Here is a 21337-nt window from a genome sequence, read left to right on the forward strand (position 1 = left end):
CTGTCCAGCAACGAGGAGCGAATCCGTGCCTTCCTCTCGTGACGTCGTGTTCGTCGACGGCGTGCGCACGCCTTTCGGCAGGTCGGGGCCGAAAGGGCTGTACGCGGAGACCCGCGCCGACGACCTGGTCGTCCGCGTCATCCGCGAGCTCATCCGGCGCAACCCCGGCCTGCCGCCCGAGCGGGTCGACGAGGTCGCGATCGCCGCGACCACCCAGATCGGCGACCAGGGCCTGACCATCGGCCGTTCGGCCGCGGTGCTGGCGGGCCTGCCCAAGTCGGTGCCCGGTTACGCGATCGACCGCATGTGCGCGGGCGCGATGACCGCGGTCACCACGGTGGCGGGCGGCATCGCGTTCGGCGCCTACGACGTGGCCATCGCGGGCGGCGTCGAGCACATGGGCCGTCACCCGATGGGCGAGGGCGTCGACCCGAACCCGAGGTTCCTGTCGGAGAAGCTGGTCGACCCGAGCGCCCTGGTCATGGGCATGACGGCGGAGAACCTGCACGACCGCTACCCGTCGATCACCAAGGACCGCGCCGACGCCTACGCGGTGCTGTCGCAGGAGAAGGTCGCCAAGGCGTACGCCGACGGCAAGATCCAGCCCGACCTGGTGCCGACGGCGATCCGCACGGCCGAGAAGGGCTGGGGCCTGGCGGTCCAGGACGAGGCGCCCAGGCCGGGCACCACGGCGGAGGCGCTGGCCGGGCTGAAGACGCCGTTCCGGCCGCACGGCAACGTGACGGCGGGCAACTCGTCGGGCATCAACGACGGCGCCACCGGCTGTGTGGTCGCCGCCGCCGACGTGGCCGCGGAGCTGGGGCTGAGCGCGAAGATGCGGCTGGTGTCGTACGCGTTCGCGGGTGTGGACCCGGAGGTGATGGGCGTCGGCCCGATCCCGTCGACCGAGCGGGCCCTCCGCCTGGCAGGTCTGGATATTTCGGATATCGGGCTGTTCGAGATCAACGAGGCGTTCGCCGTCCAGGTCCTCGCGTTCCTGGAGCACTTCGGCATCGCCGACGACGACCCCCGGGTCAACCCCTACGGCGGCGCGATCGCCTTCGGCCACCCGCTGGCCTCCTCGGGCGTGCGGCTGATGACGCAGCTCGCCCGCCAGTTCGGCGAGCGCCCCGACGTGCGCTACGGCATCACCACCATGTGCGTCGGCATGGGCATGGGCGGCACCGTGATCTGGGAGAACCTGGCATGAGCGACATCGAGACCTGGCGCGCGCTGCTGAGCGACCGCAACGCCGACGAGGTGGTGACCAAGGCCCTCGTCCGCGACGTCGAGCTGCCCGGCGGCGCGGGCACGATGGCCCTCATCACGCTCGACAACGGCTTCGACCACACCAAGCCCAACACGTTCGGCCCGCACGGCCTGTTCGCGCTCAACGGCGCGCTGTCGGAGATCGCCGCCCGCACCGACCTGGTCGCGGTGGGCGTGACCGGCAAGCCGTTCATCTTCGGCGTCGGCGCCGACCTCAAGGGCGCGGCCCAGGTGACCTCCCGCGAGGAGGCGCTGGCCATCGGCGCGCTGGGCCACCACGTGTTCCGGCGGCTGGGCGAGCTGGGCATCCCGTCGTTCGCGTTCGTCAACGGCGCGGCCATGGGCGGCGGCCTGGAGATCGCGCTGCACTGCACCTACCGGACGATCTCCTCCGGCGTCCCGGCGGTAGCCCTGCCCGAGTGCTTCCTCGGCCTCGTGCCGGGCTGGGGCGGCACGCAGCTGCTCCCCCGCCTGGTCGGCCCGGCCAACGCGATCAAGCTGATCATCGAGAACCCGCTGAGCCAGAACCGCATGGTCAAGGGCGCGCAGGCGTACGAGCTCGGCGTGGCCGACGCGCTGTTCGAGCCCGCCGACTTCCTGGAGGAGTCGCTGCGCTGGGCCGCCCGCGTGCTGCAGGGCGCCGAGCAGGTGTCGCGCCCCGACCACACGGCGGGCGACTGGGACAAGACGGTCGCCGACGCCCGCTTCCTGGTCGACCTGAAGCTGCACGGCGCCTCCCCGGCCCCCTACCGGGCGCTCGACCTCATCGCGCTGGCCCGTACGGCCTCCCGCGACGAGGGCTTCGCGGCCGAGGACGAGGCACTGGCCGACCTGCTGATGAGCGACGAGCTGCGGGCCGGCCTGTACGCCTTCGACCTGGTGCAGCGGCGGGCCAAGCGCCCGGCCGGCGCGCCCGACAAGGCGCTGGCGCGCAAGGTCACCAAGGTCGGCGTCGTCGGCGCCGGGTTGATGGCCTCGCAGATGGCGCTGCTGTTCGCCCGCCGCCTGGAGGTCCCGGTCGTGCTGACCGACCTCGACCAGGCGCGCCTGGACAAGGGCGTCGGGTACGTGCACGCCGAGGTGGACAAGCTGCTGGCCAAGGGCCGGATCTCCGGCGACCAGGCCAACCGGCTCAAGGCGCTGGTGACCGGGTCGCTGACCAAGGACGCCTTCGCCGACGCCGACTTCGTCATCGAGGCGGTCTTCGAGGACCTGGCGGTCAAGAAGCAGGTGTTCGCCGAGGTGGAGGCCGTGGTCTCGGCCGAGTGCGTGCTCGCCACCAACACCTCGTCGCTGTCGCTGACCGAGATGGGCGCGGACCTGAAGCACCCCGAGCGGCTGGTCGGCTTCCACTTCTTCAACCCGGTCGCGGTCATGCCGCTGCTGGAGATCATCCGGGGCGCGGCGACGGACGACGCCACGCTGGCCACCGCGTTCGCCGTCGGCAAGTCGCTGAAGAAGTCGTCGGTCCTGGTCAAGGACGCCCCGGCGTTCGTGGTCAACCGGCTGCTCACCCGGTTCATGGGCGAGGTCATCACCGCCGTCGACGAGGGCACGCCGCTGGAGACGGCCGAGCACGCGCTGGACGGCCTCGGGCTGCCGATGACGCCGTTCGCGCTGCTGCAGCTCGTCGGCCCGGCCGTCGGCATGCACGTGGCCGGGACGCTGCACGAGGCGTTCCCGGACCGGTTCGGCGTCTCGGCCAACCTGGCCAAGCTCGTCGCCTCCGGCAAGCCCGGCGTGTACGGGGCGGACTTCTCGCTCGACCCCGAGGCGGTGGCGTTCTTCGCGGGCGGCGACCGCCCGTCCACGGCCGAGCAGGTGCGCGAGCGGGTGCTCGGCGCGCTGTCCGAGGAGATCCGGCTCATGCTGGAGGAGGGCGTGGTGGCCGCGCCGCAGGACATCGACCTGTGCATGATCCTGGGCGCGGGCTGGCCGTTCCACCTGGGCGGCATCACCCCGTACCTGGACCGCAGCGGTCACTCGCAGTCACGCTTCCTGCCGCCGGGGGTGGCCTCTCTCCCGGCTTGACCTGGTCTTTGAGGAGGTCCGCCCGGCGGGCCTCCTCAACGGCCGTCACTGTCCGTCGTAGCGTGTGGTCCCTCGCTACGAAGGGAGACACCATGTTGAAGGCGGTCGGCGCGCTGGCGCTGAGCGGAGCCTTCCTGTTCGCCGCGGCGGCTCCGGCGCTCGCGGATCCGGCCCCGCGATCGGACCAGCACTCGGACCAGCGATCGGCCCTGCGATCGGCCCTGCGATCGGACCAGCGGCCGGAGCAGCGGTCGGCGCTGCGCGTCCTGGTCGCGGAGAAGGGCGGCGAGACCAAGGCCGTCACGCTGACCTGCGACCGTGACGGCGGCACCCACCCGTCGCCGCGCGCGGCCTGCCGGCTGCTGCGCAAGGCGGGCGGCGACCCGGCCAGGCTGGCGGCCTCGCCCGGCCAGGTCTGCACCAAGGAGCTGCGCCCGCACGCGGTCGTCGTGGCCGGCATGTGGCGGGGCAAGCCCGTCGTCTTCGGCCGCGTCTACAGCAACGCGTGCCTGATGCGCGCGGCGGGCGGGGCGGTCTTCACGCTCTGACCGCCCCTTCCGGGGGTGGCCGCCCGCCCCCGGACCGTCAGAGGCCCTGCCGGGCCCTGCTGTGGCGCCTGCCGTACAGGAAGTAGAGCACGGCGCCGATGACCATCCAGATGACGAACCGCAGCCACGTCTCGACGGGCAGGTTGAGCATCAGGTAGAGGCAGGCGAGCACGGCCAGGATCGGCAGCACCGGCACGCCCGGCGCGCGGAAGGCGCGTTCGAGCTCCGGCCGGGTGCGGCGCAGGATGATCACGCCGGCGGAGACGACGACGAACGCGAACAGCGTGCCGATGTTGACCAGCTCGGCCAGCGCGCCCAGCGAGATGAACCCGGCCAGCACCGCCGCCACCGCGCCCACGATCGCCGTCAGCAGCGCGGGCGTGCCGGTCCTGGGGTTGACCTTGGCCAGCGGGCGGGGCAGCAGCCCGTCGCGGCACATCGCGAACAGCACCCGGGTCTGGCCGAGCATGAGGATCATCACCACGGTGGTCAGGCCGGCGATCGCGCCGATGCTGATCAGCGTGGCCGCCCACGACTGGCCGACGGCGGTGAAGGCGTCGGCCAGGGGCGCGCTGCTGCTCAGCTCGGTGTAGTGCTGCATGCCCACCACGACGAGCGAGACCGCGACGTACAGGATCGTGCAGATGGCCAGTGAGCCGATGATGCCGCGCGGCACGTCGCGCTGCGGCTCGATGGTCTCCTCGGCGGCGGTGGCGACGATGTCGAAGCCGATGAAGGCGAAGAACACGATCGCGGCGGCGGAGAAGACGCCGAGCACGCCGAAGGCGACGGGCGTGATGCCGAACAGCACCTGGATCAGCGGCGCCTGGACGCCCTCGACGGTCGGGGTGGCCTCGGGCGCGGGGATGAACGGCGTGTAGTTGGCCGCCTTGACGAAGAACAGCCCGGCCACGATCACCAGCAGGATGACGGCGACCTTGATGACCACGATGGCCAGGTTGACCCGGGAGGACAGCTTGATCCCGGCGATCAGGACCCCGGTGAGGATCAGCACGATGATCATCGCGGGCAGGTTGACCACCGGCTCGTCCCCGGCGATCGAGGCGGGCAGCTCGATCCCGATCGAGGACATCAGCGAGGCGAAGTAGCCTGACCAGCCGACGGCGACCACGGCCGCGGCCAGGGCCATCTCCAGCAGCAGGTCCCAGCCGATGATCCAGGCGGGGAACTCGCCCAGCGTGGCGAAGGCGAAGGTGTAGGCGGAGCCTGCCACCGGGATCGTGGAGGCGAACTCGGCGTAGCACAGCGCCGCCAGGCCGCAGACGACCGCGGCGACCACGAACGAGATCGCCACGGCCGGACCGGCCATCTCCTTGGCCACCTGGCCGGTCAGCACGAAGATGCCGGTGCCCACGATCACGCCGATGCCGAAGACGGTCAGGTCCACGGCGTTCAGGCGCTTGCGGAGCTGGTGCTCGGGGGCTTCGGTGTCGCGGATCGACTGCTCGACACTCTTGGTGCGAAAGATATCCACGGTGAGCGACCTTCCCCCACCGCGGATGATCAACCGCCTGCTACGAAGGGCTTACCACGGGGGAACCGCGCCGGGCGACGGCCTCGGTGATCTGCCGGGCCAGGTCCTGCCCGGTGAGCCCGATCCGGCCGAGGATGGCGGCCCGCTTGGCGTGGTCGAGGAACTCCTGCGGGATGCCGTAGGAGCGCACCGGCACGTCCACGTCGGCGTCGCGCAGCAGGCGCGAGACGGCGTCGCCGACGGCGCCCACGCGGCCGTTGTCCTCGACGACGGCGACGAGCTTGTGCGCCCGCGCCGCGCCGACGAGGGCCTCGTCGAGCGGCTTGACCCAGCGCGGGTCGACCACGGTCGAGGAGATGCCCTGCGCGTCGAGCAGGACCGCCGCCTCCATGCACGCCTGCGTCATCGGGCCGACGCCGACCAGGAGCACGTCGGGCTCGCCGGAGGCGGGCTCGCGCAGCACGTCCATCGTGCCGAGGCTGCCGACGGGTTCGACGGCCTCGGCGACCGGGCCCTTGGGGAAGCGCAGCGCGGTGGGCCCGTCGGAGACGGCCACCGCCTCGCGCAGCAGCTCGGTGAGCCGCCTGCCGTCGCGCGGCACGGCGACCCGCAGGCCGGGCACCACCTGGAGGATCGACAGGTCCCACATGCCGTTGTGGCTGGCGCCGTCGTCGCCGGTGACGCCCGCCCGGTCGAGCACCACGGTGACCGGCAGGCGGTGCAGCGCCACGTCCATCAGGAGCTGGTCGAAGGCGCGGTTGAGGAAGGTGGCGTAGACGGCGACCACGGGGTGCATGCCGCCGAGGGCCAGGCCGGCGGCGCTGGTGAGGGCGTGCTGCTCGGCGATGCCGACGTCGTAGATGCGCTCGGGGAACGCCTCGGCGAAGGCGGCCAGGCCGGTCGGGTGGAGCATCGCCGCGGTGATCGCCACCAGGTCGTCGCGCTCGTGGCCGAGCCGGACCAGCTCCTCGCTGAAGACGTTGGTCCAGATGCGGCCCTTGGGCTTCTCGGCGCCGGTGGCGCGGTCGAAGGCGCCGGGCGAGTGGAACTGGTCCTCGTCGTGGTTCTCGGCGGGGCTGTAGCCGCGGCCCTTCTGGGTGAGGGCGTGCACGATGACCGGGCCGCGGAAGCCGCGGGCCTTGCGCAGGGCCGCCTCCATGGCCTGCTCGTCGTGGCCGTCGATGGGGCCGACGTATTTCAGGCCGAGGTCCTCGAACATGGCCTGCGGGGCGATGACGTCCTTGACGCCCTTCTTGATGCCGTGCAGGGCGTCGTAGAGCACGGGAACGTTCCCGATCTTTCCCTTGACGTACTCCAGCATGTCCTCGTAGCGGCGGTTGACGCGCAGCGACGACAGGTGGGAGGCGAGCCCGCCGATGGTCGGCGAGTAGGAGCGGCCGTTGTCGTTGACGACGATGACGATCGGCAGGTCCTTGGCCCCGGCGATGTTGTTGAGCGCCTCCCAGGCCATGCCGCCGGTCAGGGCACCGTCGCCGATCACCGCGACGACCGTGCGGTCGTGCTCGCCGCGCAGCTTGAACGCCTTGGCCAGGCCGTCGGCGTAGGACAGCGCGGTCGAGGCGTGGGAGTTCTCGACGAAGTCGTGCTCGGACTCGGCCCGGCTCGGGTAGCCCGACAGGCCGCCCTCCTGCTTGAGCGCGTCGAACCCGGCGGCCCTGCCGGTCAGCAGCTTGTGCACGTAGCCCTGGTGCCCGGTGTCCCACACGACCGGGTCGCGGGGGGAGTCGAAGACGCGGTGGATGGCGATGGTCAGCTCCACCACCCCCAGGTTGGGCCCCAGGTGCCCGCCGAACTTCGCGCACGAGTCGACGAGCAGGTCCCGCACCTCACCCGCCAGCCGCGGCAGCTCCTCGGCAGCGAGCCTCTTGACGTCGTGCGGTCCCTTGACTGAGTCCAGCAACCCGCTCACGGATCAGACTCCCCTCTGGTCTTGTACGCCGACGCAAGGAGTCTAGTTCGCGGACGACACGCTGACCTCATCGAGTCAAATGCGCCCACATTTGTCAGAACTTGACCTAGTCTTTCCCTCACTATGAACACTCTCCCCATGAAGAAACTGTCGTCACTGCTGGCTGCCGGGGTGATCGTCTCCCTGGCGGGCGCGGGGACGGCGGTCGCCGAGGCGAACACTGCCAAGGCAGCAGCACAGAACGTCGCACAGGTCACGCAGGCTCAGCAGCAGCAGACGACGACCGCCGTCCCCCGGGGCAAGGCGGCCGCCACGCACAACCCGCTGTACAAGACGGGCCGGCTGGCCTCGTCCAACTGCCGTCCCGGCAGCCTGCCCCGGGGCAGCACGGCGGCCTACAAGCGCTTCCTCAGCCGGGTCACCAACTGCCTGAACAAGTCGTGGGCCTCGCAGTTCCGCAAGGCCCGCCTGTCGTTCAGCAAGCCGCGGCTGCGCATCACCACCCGTAAGCTCAGCAGCCCCTGCGGGCGCTGGGTCGGCGGCGCGGACGGCTACTACTGCTCGTCCAACCGCACGATGTACATGCTCATCACCAAGACCCAGCTGCGCAACCCCGACCCGATCGGCATCGCCCGCCTGATGGCGCACGAGTACGGCCACCACGTGCAGGCGATCTCCGGGATCTGGAACTACTACGGCCCGGCCTACAACCGCGCCAGCGGCTCCGCCAGGCTCCAGCTCTCGCGCCGCTCGGAGCTGCAGGCCGAGTGCTTCTCCTCGGTCTTCATGCGCTCGGTGCGCGACACCCTGCCCGTCGACTCCGGTCGCTGGGCGCAGATCGTGGACTGGTTCCACGACCACGGCCACGAGGGCTGGGCACAGAACGACCACGGCAAGGGCCCGTCGCAGGCGTTCTGGATGAAGCGGGGCTTCAGCTCCGCCTCCCCGGGCTCCTGCAACACCTGGCGGGTCTCGTCCCGCTACGTCGCCTGATCCTGCCCGTCCGTGCGGCCGCACTGCTGCGGTGCGGCCGCACCTTCTGGCGACAAATGCCACATACAACCCTCCAAAAACACCATGAACTGGTCTAGTATCCGCGATCGTGCGTACTCCCCTTATCGCAGCCTCTGTCTGCATGATCGCGGGTCTGGCCCTATCTGGTACGGCTAGCGCCGAGACGAAGTCCGCGAGCTCGGGGCTGCCGGCCGTACTGACCAAGAACAAGATCTACCGGTCGGGCACCCCCTCCACCCTGACCTGCGCGATCCCCGAGATCCGCGAGGGCAGCACCTCCTCCGTCAAGACCTTCCACCGGGCCATGGCCAGGTGCGCCAACCGCTTCTGGGCCGCCCGGTTCAAGGCCGCCGGGATGCGCTACTCGCCGCCGAAGGTGTCCGTCACCTCCGGCAGCCGCTCGGTGTGCGGCACGATCACCACGAACGGCGCCCAGTACTGCCCGGCCCAGCGCACGATCGCGATCCGGATCCAGAAGCGCGACCTGCGTGACCCGTTCAAGATGAACATCGCGCACTCCGTCGCCCACGAGTGGGGCCACCACGTGCAGGAGCTCACCGGCATCCTGGACGCGCAGAACCGGCTCTACTGGCGGGCCGGCGCCAAGGCCCGCACGACGCTCAGCCACCGCCTGGAGATGCAGGCCGAGTGCTTCGCCGGCGTCTTCTACAGCGCCACGATCGACTCGGTCGACCCGGGCATCACCTGGGGCCAGTGGGTCGACGCCATCCGGCAGGCCGACGAGAGCAAGGTCCACGGCAAGCCGCGCAACCTCGCCTACTGGCAGAACCGCGGCTACAGCGGCGGCTCGGCACGCTACTGCAACACCTGGACGGCGCCCAACTCCCGCGTCGCCTAACTTCCGGCCCTGGCCAGCACCTCGAGAGGGTCGGCGAGCACGTGGGCGAAGGCCAGCTCGGCCGCGCCCACGAGCGTCGCGTCGTCGGCCAGGGACGAGGTCCGCAGCCGCAGCCGCTCGCGCTGCGGCGCCATCGCGTGCAGGGTCAGCCGGCTGCGCACCTGGGCCGCCGAGCCGAGGTAGACCTCGCGCAGCATCCCGCCGAAGATCACCATTTCCGGGTTGAAGATGTTGACCAGGTTGGCGATGCCCAGGCCGAGCCAGTCGCCGACCCGCTTGAGCGCCTCCTGCGCCACGATGTCGCCCCGGTCGGCCGCCTCGACCACCGCCCGGACCGCGTCGCGGCCGTGCTGGCCGGAGCGGAACCGGCCGGCCGCCTCCAGCAGCGCCCGCTCCCCCACCTCGGCCTCCAGGCAGCCGTACGAGCCGCAGCCGCAGGCCCGGCCGCCCGGGTTGACCACGATGTGGCCGACCTCGCCGCCGTAGCCGTCGTGGCCGCCGAGCAGGTGGCCGCCGGTGATGATGCCGCCGCCGATGCCGACGTCGCCGTGCAGGTAGATCAGGTCCTTGACGGCGGCGCCGACCCCGCGGCTGTGCTCGGCCAGCGCCGCCAGGTTGGCGTCGTTGCCCACGCTCACGGGCAGGCCCAGGCCGAGCCTGCGGCCCAGCTCCTCGCCGAACGGCACCGCCTCCTCGACCCCCAGGTTGGGGCCGAAGGCGACCACGCCGTCGGCCTTGCGCACCCCGCCCGGCACCGCGGCGGCGGCGCCCACGCAGACCGTGTCGTCGCGGGTGCGGCGGCGCATCTGGCGGGCGAACCCGGCCAGCACCCCCGCCAGCTCGCCCAGCGCCGGCGACCCGCGCTCGCGCGCCACCTCCCGGCGGTCCAGGATGAGCCCGCCGAGGCCGACCCGCGCCACCGCGAGCCGGTCGGGGCTCACGTCGAAGGCGAACACGTACACCCGCGACGACTCCGGGCGCACCACCAGCGACGGGCGGCCGGCGCGGCCCGTCTCGCGCGGCAACTCCTCGCGCACCAGCCCGGCGGCCGTCAGGTCGGAGGTGAGCGCCATGATCGTGCTGCGGTTGAGCCCCATCCGCGAGGTCAGCTCGGCCCGCGAGATCGGCCCGCCGAGGTGGACATGGCGAAGCAGCGCGCCGAGATTGTGGCGCCTGATGTCCTCCTGTGAGGGGCCGGCACGCATCGTCTGAGGTTCCTTCAACGGGTGGAAGTCGCTGATCACCTTAGACCAGCGGAGGCCGCCCGTTTGCGCGCCAGCGCGTCCACGCCCGCGGCCAGCAGCAGGACGCATCCGGTCACCAGATACTTCACGCTGGAGCCGTAACCCATCAGGGCCATGCCGTTCTCGATCACCGCGACGACCGCGCCGCCGAGGATCGCGTCGACCACCCGGCCCTTGCCGCCGAACAGGCTCGTGCCGCCGATCACCGCCGCGCCGACCGCGTACAGCAGCACCGAGCTGCCGCCCGTGTTGGGGTCGACGGAACTGGCCCGGGAGGCGGCGATGACGCCGCCGACCGCCGCCATGGCCGAGCAGATCACGAACGCGCTGACCTTGATCCGGTCCACCGCGATGCCGGCCCTGCGGGCCGCCTCCGCGTTGCCGCCGACCGCGTAGATGTGCCGCCCGAACGCGGTACGGCGCAGCACGAACGTCCACAGCACCAGGAGCGCCAGGATCACCGGGACGACGATCGGCACGCCGGTGAGCGAGGTGATCAGCGGGTTGCGGCTGCGCTCCAGGTTGAGCACGTACACCGCCAGGCCCGCGATGACCGCCAGCGAGCCGACCCGGACCGCGATCAGCGACAGCGGGTCGGCGACCAGCCCGCGCCCGGCCCGCCGCCTGGCCCGGACGAGCTGGACGGCCGCGTAGATCGCCACGCACGCCGCGTACAGCCCCCAGCCGAGCCACGGCGGGAGGTTGCGGCCGGCGATCGCGACGATCACCTCGTCCCTGATCGAGATGTTCTTGCCCTCGTCGACCAGCACCAGCACCAGGCCCTGGAAGGCGAGGAAGGCGGCCAGCGTGACCACGAACGACGGGATGCCGACCTTGGCCACCAGCGAGCCGAGCACGACGCCGATGACCGCCCCGGTGGCGACGGCGGCCAGCACGCACACGTACCACGGCAGGCCGAGCGAGGTGAGCGTCACCGCGAGCACCGCCGCGCAGACGCCGCTGGCGAACCCGGCCGACAGGTCGATCTCGCCCAGCAGCAGCACGAACACCAGGCCCATCGCGATCACCGTGATCGCGGCGCCCTGCGTGAACAGGTTGGCGAAGTTGATCGGGCTGAGGAAGGACGGGCGGGCGATCGCGAAGACCGTGCAGAGCACGACCAGGCCGAGCACGGCCGGCAGCGCGCCCATGTCGCCGCCGCGCACGCGCTCGGCGTAGGCGCGCACGCTGTGCCCGATCGACGGGGCCTGCACCGCGGTGGCGATGGCCTCGCCGGGCAGTTCCTTGACCTTGTTCATGACACGATCCCCAGGTCTCCGCTGCGGCCGGACGTGATCAGTTCGACGACCTGCGCGTGCGTCACGTCGGCGGTCCTGACCTGCGCGGCCATCCTGCCGAGGTAGAGCGCCGCGATCTGGTCGGAGACGGCGAACACGTCGTTCATGTTGTGCGAGATGAGCACGACGGCCAGGCCCTTGTCGGCGAGCCTGCGCACCAGTTCGAGCACCTGGGCGGTCTGGGCGACGCCGAGCGCGGCGGTCGGCTCGTCGAGGATGACGACCTTGCTGTTCCACAGCACGGCCTTGGCGATGGCGACCGTCTGCCGCTGGCCGCCGGACAGGCTGGAGACCTGCTGGCGGATCGACTTGACGGTGCGCACGGACAGGCTGCTCAGCGTCTGCTCGGCCAGCTCCTCCATCGACGCCTCGTCGAGCACGAGGCCCCGGCGGCGCTCGCGGCCCAGGAACATGTTCTGGACGATGTCGAGGTTGTCGCAGAGCGCCAGGTCCTGGTAGACGATCTCGATGCCGAGCTCGCCCGCGTCGCGCGGGCCGTGCACCTGGACCGGGCGGCCGTCGAAGACGATCTCGCCCGAGTCGATCGGATAGATGCCGCCGACGCACTTGACGAGCGTCGACTTGCCGGCGCCGTTGTCGCCGACCAGCGCGGTGACCTCGCCCGCATGGGCGGAGAACGCGACGTCGTGCAGGACCTGCACGGGCCCGAAACTCTTGTCGATCCCGCGCACTTCGAGCAGGGGGGTCATGTGGCTCCCTCGGGTCGGGCCCGGCCCGCGCGGCGGGCGCGGGCCGTGCCCTGTGCCGTCACTACTGGATTCCCGCCTCGGCGCACTTGTCGGCGAAGTCGCCGGTGCACAGCTCCTCCTTGGTGACGTAGCCGTCCGCCACCACGTCCTTGACGTTCTCGAAGTAGATCGCCTGCGGCTCCATCAGCTCGGCCGGGACGTCCTGGCCGGTCTCCGGGTCCTTGACGCTGCCGCTCGCCGCGGGCTTCTCGCCCTTGGCCAGCGCGACCGCGAGCTTGGCGGCGGCGTCGGCCTCCTTCTTGACGGCCTTGTAGACGGTCATGCACTGGTCGCCCGCCAGGATGTTCTGCAGGCCCTGCACGGTGGCGTCCTGGCCGGTCACCGGCACCTTGCCGTTGAGCTTGTTCTTCTTCAGCACGGTGATGGCGGCGTTGCCCAGGCCGTCGTTGGCGGCCAGCACGCCGGCGATCTTCGGCTCGCTGGTGAGCATCTGCTCGAAGATGGTGCCGGCCTGGGTGTTGTCCCAGTCGGGCACGGCCTGGTCGGGGCCCTTGACGTACTCGCCCGCGTCGAACTTGGGCTTGAGCACGCCGTCGTAGCCCTCCCTGAACAGGGTCGCGTTGTTGTCGGTCGGCGAGCCGTTCAGGTAGGCCACGATGGGCTTGTCGGCCTTCTTGTCGGCCAGGCACTTGCTCAGGCCCTCGCCCTGGAGGGTGCCGACCTTGGTGTTGTCGAAGCTCACGTAGTAGGCGGCGCCGCCGCCCAGCGTCAGCCGGTCGTAGTCGATGGTGGCCACGCCCTGCGACTTGGCCTTGTCGATGACGGTCTTGCCGGTGCCGCTGTCCAGGTTGACGATCATCAGGACGGTCGCGCCGTTCGTGATCATCTGGTCGGCGATGGTCTGGAAGGCCGTCTTGTCGTTCTGGGCGTTCTGGATGTCGTAGGCCACGCCCGCGGCCTCGAACGCCTCCTGCAGGTACTTGCGGTCCGCCGTCTCCCAGCGGGCCGACGACTTGCTGTCGGGCAGGATGACGCCGATCTTGCCCGTGGCCGCCGGTGAGGAGGCGGCCGGGGCCGAGGAGGTCGTGGTGGTCGTCCCGCCGTCGCCCCCGCAGGCGGTGAGACCGAGAGCGAGCGATGCTGCCGCGGCGGTCAAGCTGAGGATCCCCTTGCGCATGGGTGCAGGGTCCTTTCTTCCGGAGGGGCCCGGATGAATGTTGTTTGCGGCAACGTATTCCGGGATGGCCTGCTTTGGAAGACCCGCGACGGGGGGAGTTTGTTGTTCCCGGTAACAATCCAGACACGCCCTGCCGCCGGGCGGATCACCTGGGCCCGGGTCGCCCGGCCTTCTCCGCGGCCTGGAACAGCAGGTGCTCACTGCCAGGGCGGCACACCAGTTGCAGCCCTGCCGGCAGGCCGTCCACCAGCCCGGCGGGCACGGTCAGCGCGGGCAGGCCCAGCACGTTCCACGGGCTGGTCAGCGCGAGCAGCGCGGCGCGGACGGCGACGGTTCCGCCGTCCAGCACGACCTCGCGCCCCTGGAGCCGGGGCGCGGTGAGCGGCAAGGCGGGCAGCGCGAGCACGTCGTGCCCGCCGTCGAACAGCTCGGCGACCACGCCGCCGAGCCGCCGCCGCTCCTCCATCGCCCGCACGTACCGCCACCCCGGCACCTCGGCCGCGACCCGCAGCCGCTCGAGCACCTCCGGGTCGAACAACCCCGGAGCGCCCGCCAGCCGCTCCGCGTGCACGGCCGCCGTCTCACAGCTCTGGATCACCGTGTACGTCTCCCGCAACCGCGCGCCGACGCCCTCGGGCAGCTCCACCACGTCCGGCGCCCCGGCCGCCACCCGCGCCAGGGCGGCCACCCGGGGATCGCACGGGGTCAGGCCGGCGGGATCCAGCCACGCCGTCCGCACCTCCCCGCCGTCCTGCGCCGGACGCTCGTCCGCCAGGCACGCGTACGCCAGCAGGCAGTCCTCCGCCCGCCCGGCCAGCACGCCCACGTGGTCGAGCGTGACCGACAGCGGGAAGACGCCGTCGGCGCGGATCGCCCCGTACGCGGGCTTGAAGCCGGCGACCCCGCACAGCGCGGCCGGGATGCGCACCGAGCCGCCCGTGTCGGTGCCGAGCGCCAGCGGGACGATGCCCGCCGCCACGGCCGCGCCGCTGCCGCCGCTGGAGCCGCCCGACATGCGCTCCGGGTCCCACGGGTTGCGCGAGGGCCCGTTGGCCGACCGGTCGCCCGTCGGCCCGTACGCGAACTCGTGCGTCGTCGTCTTGCCGACGATCACCGCGCCCGCCTCCCGCAGTCGCGTCACGCAGGCGGCGTCGGTGTCGGGGACGTAGCCGGCGAAATGCCGTGAGCCCATCGTCGCGGGCAGGCCCGCCACCATGATCAGGTCCTTGACGCCGACCGGTATCCCGTGCAGCGGCCCCCGGTCGGCGCCCTCGGCCAGCTCGCGGTCCGCCGTCCGGGCCGCCTCCAGCGCCCCCTCGGCGTCGACGGTGACGAACGCGTTGAGCGCCGGGCCGAGCCGGGCGGCGGCCTCCAGCGCCAGCCGGGCCAGCTCGGCGGCGGTGACGCGGCCCGCGCGCAGGTCGAGGGCGAGGTCGGAGACGGTACGGCCGGCGAACGGGCCTGGGGTGACGGGCATGGCGATCCTCTCGGTGCTACGGTGGGCTCCGCCATACTGCACAAAGGGGACGTATGTTCGGCATTGTCCGCCCGTGTCGGCACGTCATGTGCAAAGGGCTGTACGCGGACTGGATGGCGCACCTGTGCGGGCTGTGCCTGGCGCTCCGCGACGAGCACGGGCACCTGTCCCGCCTGGTGACCAACTACGACGGCCTGCTCGTGTCCGTCCTCACCGAAGCCCAGACGGCCGGCGCGCCCGCCCGCCGCCAGGCCGGGCCCTGCCCGCTGCGCGGCTTCACCGGCGCCTCCGTGGCCCACGCCGAAGGGGCCCGGCTGGCGGCCTCGGTGTCGCTGCTGCTCGCCGCCGGGAAGATGCGCGACCACGTGGCGGACGGCGACGGCCGGTACGCCCGCCCCCTGGTCGCCGCGGGCGCCTCCCGCCTGGCGCGCCGCTGGACCACCGAGGGCGCCGCCACGGCCGGCGCCCTCGGCTTCGACCCCCGGCCCCTCACCGCCGCGGCCTCCCGCCAGGCCCTCCTCGAACACCCCCCGGCCCCGGCCCGCACGCCTCCCGCCCACCCGGACGGCGAGCCCTCGCCGGCCCGGCCCCGCCCCGGCCTCCGGACGCACCCCACACCGCTGACGGAGACACCCGGCAGGCCGCTCACGGGACCCGCGCCCCTTAGGGAGGGACACAGCAGGCCGCCCTCCGGGCCGCAGCCGGGCAACGCGCCGCAGGCGCAGGGGCGCAGTGCGCCGCTCTCCGGGTCGCAGGCCGGGCGGGCGGGCCTTGTGGTCTCGCAGGTGCCGGTCCCCCGGGCGGGCGGCGGTTCGCTCGCGGAGGCCGGGGCCCTCGTGCGGCCTGAGGGCGCTCCGGTGCTGGCCGCCGTGGGGTTACGGGAGGTGACCGGGCCGACCGAGGAGGCGGTGGCCGCCGCGTTCGGGCACACGGCGGTGCTCGCCGGGCGGCCGGGCAACCAGCAAGCACTAAAGGCGGCGGGAAGGGCGTTCGGGCGGCTGGCGCATCTGCTCGACGCCGTGGAGGACCTGGCCGACGACCGGGCGAACGGCGCGTACAACCCGCTGGACGCCACCGGCACCGGTCTCGCCGAGGCGCGCCGCCACTGCGACGCCGCGCACACCGCCCTGCGGGAGGCGGTGGACGAGCTGGACCTGCCCCGGCCGGGCCTGGCGCGGGCGCTGCTGGTGCGGGAGACCGGCCGCGCCGTCACCCGCGCCTTCGCCACCGGCAGCGGGCAGTCCCCGGTGGACGACCCGAAGGCGCCGGGGCGGCGCAGGCAGGATCCGGGCGGCCTGCTGTCGTTCATGTGCGCGTCGCTGACCTGCTGTACGTGCGGGCTGTACCGGCCGGAGTGGGACGAGGAGCACGAGAGCTCGTTCTGCCAGCGGTGCGACTGCTCGGGCTGGGACTGCTGCTCGAACTGCGACTGCGGCTGCTGCTGCTCGGAGGACGGCGGCTGCGGCTGCGACGGCTGCAGTTGCGGCTGCGACTGACCCGGGCCGCGATCGCCCCGAAGGCGGCCGGCCCGGAGACGACCGGCCCGGCGGCGGGGTCAGGCCAGAGCGGTGACGACGAGGAGGCCGAGCGCGGAGGCCGCGGCGACGACCAGGACGGCGACGCGGACCCGGCCCTGGTCGAGGTGGCGGCGCAGCGGCCCGGACAGGGCGAAGCCGAGGATCATCGGCACGACGAGCGCGCCCCCGGTGGCCAGGGCGCGCACCGGCAGGCGGTCGACCAGGGCGAGGACGGCGATCGACTGGGCGGCGCTGAGGAAGAAGAACATGGCCAGCGTGGCCCGGATCTGCGGCCCCCTGGCGTTCTGGTAGACGAGGGCGAGGGGCGGCCCGCCGATGCCGGTTGCGGTGCCGGTGACGCCCGACAGGAACCCGGCCGAGGTGATCGTCGCCCCGTTGCGCGGCACGCTGAACGCCCGCGCGGTGAGCCCCACGGCGGCCAGCACCATGACCGCCACGAAGACGCTGAGCGCGTGGATGGACACGTACACGACGATGAACGCCCCCACCACGCTGCCCGGGAGGCGGCCGAGGAGCGCGAAGCCGAGCCCGCGCCAGTCGACCCGCCGCCACTCGGCGGCGAGCGTGAACAGCGGCAGCGTCATGTTGACCACCTGCATCGCACCCGGCATGACGCCCGGGTCCAGCATGGTGAGCACGGGCACGCCCACCAGCCCCAGCCCGAACCCGACGCTGCCCTGCACCACCGCCCCGGCGAGCACCGCCGCCCCGCCGACGACCAGGACCAGCACCTCATGAGTCACGAAGAGGAGTCAACCACCACAACCTCCCCAAGACCGAGGCGGACGACCGAGGCGGGCGTACGGGCACGTGGACGGGGTGCGGACCGAAGCGAGCGTACGGGCACGGGACCGGGGTGCGCGCCGGGGCGGGCGGGCGTCCGGGCTGGCTGGAGATCGCCTAAGCTGCGTGATCGTGCGTCTGCTTCTCACCCTCCCGCTCCTCCTGTCGTCCGGGTTCGCGCTGCCCGCCCAGGCCCAGAGGCCGTACGTGGATCCGCTGGCGGCGACCGGCAGGATGGCGGCGGCGGCGTGCCCGGAGCCGGAAATCGTCCAGGGCGGGATCCCGCGCACCCGCGAATACCTCACCACGATCACGAAATGTCTGGACAAGTCGTGGTCAAAGCACCTCGCCGGGACGCGCCGGACGTTCCGCAAGCCCATCGTGCGCTACTACGACGAGCCCGCGCCGCGCGTGTGCGGCCTCGACTGGCCCGAGGGGGCCGCCGCCTTCTACTGCACCGAGCGGGCCACGCTGGTGTTCCCGCTGACGGGCCGCTGGATCGAGGACCGTACGGACCTCTACCCCCTCAAGGTGGCCGCGCACGAGTACGGCCACCACGTGCAGAGCCTGACCGGGATCAGGAAGCACTACGAGAGCGCCGCCGCCAGAGCCGGGCGGGCGCGGCAGGCGGAGCTGGGGCGGCGCTTCGAGCTGCAGGCCGACTGCCTGTCGGGGGTGTTCCTGGGCAGCGTGTGGGGCTCGCTCGGCCGCGGCCGGGGCGACTGGGAGGCCCTGCTCGACGCGACCCGCGCCAGCGGTGACGACGACGGCGAGCGGCGCAGCCACGGCAAGGGCGCCAACCGCGCCTACTGGCTCAAGCGCGGCTTCACCACGCAGCGGCCCGGCTCCTGCGACACCTGGCCGGCCCCGCCCGCCCGCGTCGCCTGAGCCCCGCCCGCCCGGTGGGGGCGCAGGCCACCTCGTGAATGCCAAGAGCCGCCCGGCGGTGGGTGGTGCGCCGGGCGGCTCGTGACGGTCGGGTGGTTCCCCCGAGGTGGGCGCGTGAGGTGCGCGCGCCCGGCCCGGCCGCGTGAGGGCGGCCGGGCTCCCGCCGCCCGCCACCGGCTGATGACCGGGGCGCGGGCGGGGAAGCGGAGCGGGTCAGGACTTGGCGAGCAGCGAGCGCAGCACGTACTGCATGATGCCGCCGTGCCGGTAGTAGTCGGCCTCGCCGGGCGTGTCGATGCGCACGACCGCGTCGAACTCCACGTCGCCCGCCTTGACGTGCACCGTCTGCGGGATGGAGCCGTCGTTGAGCGCCTCGACTCCGGTGATGTCGAACGTCTCCTCGCCGGTCAGGCCCAGCGACTCGGCCGTGGCGCCCTCGGGGAACTGCAGCGGCAGCACGCCCATGCCGATGAGGTTGGAGCGGTGGATGCGCTCGTAGGACTCGGCGATGACGGCGCGGACGCCGAGCAGCGCGGTGCCCTTGGCGGCCCAGTCGCGCGAGGAGCCGGAGCCGTACTCCTTGCCGGCCAGGACGACCAGCGGGGTGCCGGCGGCGGCGTAGTTGACCGAGGCGTCGTAGATGAACGACACGGGCGCGTCGGCCTGGGTGAAGTCGCGGGTGTAGCCGCCCTCGGTGCCGGGCGCGATCTGGTTGCGCAGCCGGATGTTGGCGAACGTGCCGCGGATCATCACCTCGTGGTTGCCGCGCCGCGAGCCGTAGGAGTTGAAGTCCTTGACCTCGACGCCGTTGGCCTGCAGGTACTGGGCGGCGGGGGTGCCGACCTTGATGGACCCGGCGGGCGAGATGTGGTCGGTGGTGACGGAGTCGCCCACCTTGACCAGCACGCGGGCGCCGGCGATGTCGGTCACCGGCTCCGGCTCCGGCGGCATGCCGTCGAAGTAGGGGGCCTTGCGCACGTAGGTGGAGGCCGGGTCCCACTCGAAGGTGTCGCCGGTCGGGATCGACAGCGAGCGCCACAGGTCGTCGCCCTTGAACACGTCGGCGTAGTCGCGCTCGAACATGTCGCGGCCGATCGAGGAGTGGACGACTTCGGCGATCTCCTCCGGCGAGGGCCAGATGTCGCGCAGGTAGACGGGCTCGCCGTCGGCGCCGATGCCGAGCGGCTCGGTGTCGAGGTCGAGGTCCATGGTGCCGGCCAGCGCGTAGGCGACGACGAGCGGCGGGGACGCCAGGTAGTTCATCTTGACGTCGGGGTTGATGCGGCCCTCGAAGTTGCGGTTGCCGGACAGCACGGCGGTGACCGCGAGGTCGTTGGCCTGTACGGCCTCGGAGATCTCGGGAGGCAGCGGGCCGGAGTTGCCGATGCAGGTGGTGCAGCCGTAGCCGACGAGGTTGAAGCCGATCTTGTCGAGGTACGGCTGGAGGCCGGAGCGCTCGAAGTAGCCGGTGACGACCTGGGAGCCGGGCGCCAGGGAGGTCTTGACCCACGGCTTGCGGGTCAGGCCCTTCTCCACGGCGTTGCGGGCCAGCAGGGCGGCGCCCAGCATGACGTACGGGTTGGAGGTGTTGGTGCAGGAGGTGATCGCGGCGATGGAGACGATGCCGTGGTCGATCTCGAAGGAGGTGCCGTCGGCGAGCGTGACCGCGACCGGCTTGTGCGGGCGGGCGCCGTTGGCGTCGGCGTTGGAGGCGGGCGCGTCGGAGGCGGGGAAGCTCTCCTTGACGGCCTCGTCGACGCCGTCGGGGTCGTCGACGTAGGCGCGCACGTCGCGGCGCCAGGTCTCCTTGGCGGCCGACAGCTCGATGCGGTCCTGCGGACGCTTGGGGCCGGCGATGGACGGCACGACGGTGCCCAGGTCGAGCTCGATGTACTCGGAGAACTGGGGCTCGGGGTCGTGCGGGTCGAGCCACAGGCCCTGGGCCTTGGCGTAGGCCTCGACGAGCGCGATCTGCTCCTCGGAGCGGCCGGTCAGGCGCAGGTAGTCGACGGTCTGGCCGTCGATGGGGAAGATGGCGCAGGTGGAGCCGAACTCGGGGCTCATGTTGCCGATCGTGGCGCGGTCGGCCAGCGGCACGGAGGAGACGCCCTCGCCGTAGAACTCCACGAACTTGCCGACGACGCCGTGCTTGCGCAGGATCTCGGTGATGGTGAGCACCAGGTCGGTGGCGGTGGCTCCGGCGGGCAGCTTGCCGCTGAGCTTGAAGCCGACGACGCGCGGGATGAGCATGGAGATCGGCTGGCCGAGCATGGCGGCCTCGGCCTCGATGCCGCCGACGCCCCAGCCGAGCACGCCGATGCCGTTCTCCATCGTGGTGTGGGAGTCGGTGCCGACGCAGGTGTCGGGGTAGGCCTTGCCGTCGCGGGTCATGACGACGCGGGCCAGGTGCTCGATGTTGACCTGGTGGACGATGCCGGTGCCGGGCGGGACGACCTTGAACTCGTCGAAGGCGGTCTGGCCCCAGCGCAGGAACTGGTAGCGCTCGCGGTTGCGCTCGTACTCGCGCTCGACGTTGCGCTGGAAGGCGTCGGGGTGGCCGAAGTAGTCGACGATGACGGAGTGGTCGATGACCATCTCGGCCGGGGCGAGCGGGTTGATGCGGGCGGCGTCGCCGCCGAGGTCGCGCACGGCCTCGCGCATGGTGGCCAGGTCGACGACGCAGGGCACGCCGGTGAAGTCCTGCATGATGACGCGGGCCGGGGTGAACTGGATCTCCACGCTCGGCGCCGCGTTGGGGTCCCAGGAGCCCAGGGCGCGGATGTGGTCGGCGGTGATGTTGGCGCCGTCCTCGGTGCGGAGGAGGTTTTCCAGCAGGATTTTCAGGCTGTACGGGAGGCGGGCAGCGCCTTCGACAGCGTCCAGCCGGAAAATCTCATATGACGCGTCGCCGACGCGCAGCGTGTCACGGCTGCCGAAGCTGTTCGCGGACACGGTGATTCGCCTCCTCCATAGACAGTTGCTCACTTGAGATCCTGCCGCACGCGGGAAGCGTTCTCGACGTCAGGTCACCCTAAGTCGGCCGCGCAGGTCTCTCGATGTCAAGATATCTCGAAAA

16 protein-coding genes are annotated in these 21337 nt (G+C 72.1%); 7 read left to right on the forward strand and 9 right to left on the reverse strand.

The annotated features are described in order from the left end of the window. Positions 1-25 precede the first annotated feature (25 nt). The 3 genes from AB0G11_RS38245 to AB0G11_RS38255 all read left to right on the forward strand — a co-directional run bounded on the left by AB0G11_RS38245 (position 26) and on the right by AB0G11_RS38255 (position 3848). Positions 26-1210: an acetyl-CoA C-acyltransferase gene (locus AB0G11_RS38245; RefSeq protein ID WP_308125874.1), complete on the forward strand. Its 1185-nt coding sequence runs from the start codon at positions 26-28 to the stop codon at positions 1208-1210. Next, positions 1207-3300 carry a 3-hydroxyacyl-CoA dehydrogenase NAD-binding domain-containing protein gene (locus tag AB0G11_RS38250; protein WP_357591529.1) on the forward strand — a complete coding sequence of 698 codons (2094 nt, stop codon included), beginning with the start codon at positions 1207-1209 and terminating at the stop codon, positions 3298-3300. Before AB0G11_RS38245 ends, AB0G11_RS38250 begins: the two co-directional genes overlap by 4 nt. 92 nt (positions 3301-3392) lie before the next feature. After that, entirely contained in the window at positions 3393-3848 is a 456-nt protein-coding gene (locus AB0G11_RS38255; RefSeq protein ID WP_357591531.1) for an SSI family serine proteinase inhibitor, read from the forward strand. A 37-nt stretch (positions 3849-3885) separates the two neighbouring features. Here the strand turns inward: AB0G11_RS38255 and AB0G11_RS38260 are convergent, their stop codons facing one another. After that, positions 3886-5343 carry an amino acid permease gene (locus tag AB0G11_RS38260; RefSeq protein WP_219507803.1) on the reverse strand — a complete coding sequence of 486 codons (1458 nt, stop codon included), beginning with the start codon at positions 5341-5343 and terminating at the stop codon, positions 3886-3888. Between the two features lie 40 nt (positions 5344-5383). After that, on the reverse strand, positions 5384-7264 hold the full coding sequence (gene dxs, locus AB0G11_RS38265) for a 1-deoxy-D-xylulose-5-phosphate synthase (RefSeq protein WP_219507833.1): 1881 nt from the start codon (positions 7262-7264) through the stop codon (positions 5384-5386). 147 nt (positions 7265-7411) lie between these two features. Between dxs and AB0G11_RS38270 the strand changes: the two genes are divergently transcribed. Both AB0G11_RS38270 and AB0G11_RS38275 read left to right on the forward strand, forming a co-directional pair. After that, the gene (locus tag AB0G11_RS38270) at positions 7412-8266 is read left to right on the forward strand and encodes a neutral zinc metallopeptidase (RefSeq protein WP_219507801.1); all 855 of its coding nucleotides are present in this window, start codon (positions 7412-7414) and stop codon (positions 8264-8266) included. A gap of 142 nt (positions 8267-8408) precedes the next feature. Further along, the gene (locus AB0G11_RS38275; RefSeq protein ID WP_357591533.1) at positions 8409-9146 is read left to right on the forward strand and encodes a neutral zinc metallopeptidase; all 738 of its coding nucleotides are present in this window, start codon (positions 8409-8411) and stop codon (positions 9144-9146) included. On the opposite strand, the gene AB0G11_RS38280 is transcribed toward AB0G11_RS38275, so the two are convergent. The 5 genes from AB0G11_RS38280 to AB0G11_RS38300 all read right to left on the reverse strand — a co-directional run bounded on the left by AB0G11_RS38280 (position 9143) and on the right by AB0G11_RS38300 (position 15052). Continuing rightward, on the reverse strand, positions 9143-10351 hold the full coding sequence (locus AB0G11_RS38280; RefSeq protein WP_357591535.1) for an ROK family transcriptional regulator: 1209 nt from the start codon (positions 10349-10351) through the stop codon (positions 9143-9145). The genes AB0G11_RS38275 and AB0G11_RS38280 overlap by 4 nt on opposite strands. A 35-nt stretch (positions 10352-10386) precedes the next feature. After that, entirely contained in the window at positions 10387-11649 is a 1263-nt protein-coding gene (locus AB0G11_RS38285; RefSeq protein ID WP_357591537.1) for an ABC transporter permease, read from the reverse strand. Beyond that, positions 11646-12398: an ATP-binding cassette domain-containing protein gene (locus AB0G11_RS38290; RefSeq protein WP_357591538.1), complete on the reverse strand. Its 753-nt coding sequence runs from the start codon at positions 12396-12398 to the stop codon at positions 11646-11648. Before AB0G11_RS38290 ends, AB0G11_RS38285 begins: the two co-directional genes overlap by 4 nt. Positions 12399-12459: 61 nt before the next feature. Next, entirely contained in the window at positions 12460-13575 is a 1116-nt protein-coding gene (locus AB0G11_RS38295; RefSeq protein ID WP_219507790.1) for a substrate-binding domain-containing protein, read from the reverse strand. A 145-nt stretch (positions 13576-13720) separates the two neighbouring features. Then, the gene (locus AB0G11_RS38300; protein WP_357591540.1) at positions 13721-15052 is read right to left on the reverse strand and encodes an amidase; all 1332 of its coding nucleotides are present in this window, start codon (positions 15050-15052) and stop codon (positions 13721-13723) included. Positions 15053-15105: 53 nt separating this feature from the next. Here AB0G11_RS38300 and AB0G11_RS38305 point away from each other — a divergent pair, with 53 nt between their 5' ends. Further along, positions 15106-16548 carry a DUF5685 family protein gene (locus AB0G11_RS38305; protein ID WP_357591542.1) on the forward strand — a complete coding sequence of 481 codons (1443 nt, stop codon included), beginning with the start codon at positions 15106-15108 and terminating at the stop codon, positions 16546-16548. A gap of 59 nt (positions 16549-16607) precedes the next feature. On the opposite strand, the gene AB0G11_RS38310 is transcribed toward AB0G11_RS38305, so the two are convergent. Further along, a complete protein-coding gene (locus AB0G11_RS38310) occupies positions 16608-17333 on the reverse strand; it encodes a sulfite exporter TauE/SafE family protein (RefSeq protein ID WP_308125873.1) in 726 nt (241 codons plus the stop codon). A gap of 172 nt (positions 17334-17505) precedes the next feature. Here AB0G11_RS38310 and AB0G11_RS38315 point away from each other — a divergent pair, with 172 nt between their 5' ends. Next, positions 17506-18261 carry a neutral zinc metallopeptidase gene (locus AB0G11_RS38315; RefSeq protein ID WP_357591544.1) on the forward strand — a complete coding sequence of 252 codons (756 nt, stop codon included), beginning with the start codon at positions 17506-17508 and terminating at the stop codon, positions 18259-18261. 213 nt (positions 18262-18474) lie between these two features. On the opposite strand, the gene acnA is transcribed toward AB0G11_RS38315, so the two are convergent. Further along, positions 18475-21213: an aconitate hydratase AcnA gene (acnA, locus tag AB0G11_RS38320; RefSeq protein ID WP_308125871.1), complete on the reverse strand. Its 2739-nt coding sequence runs from the start codon at positions 21211-21213 to the stop codon at positions 18475-18477. Positions 21214-21337 lie beyond the last annotated feature (124 nt).

It is taken from the genome of Nonomuraea sp. NPDC023979, assembly GCF_040639085.1.
GTDB classification, from domain to species: Bacteria; Actinomycetota; Actinomycetes; order Streptosporangiales; family Streptosporangiaceae; genus Nonomuraea; species Nonomuraea ceibae.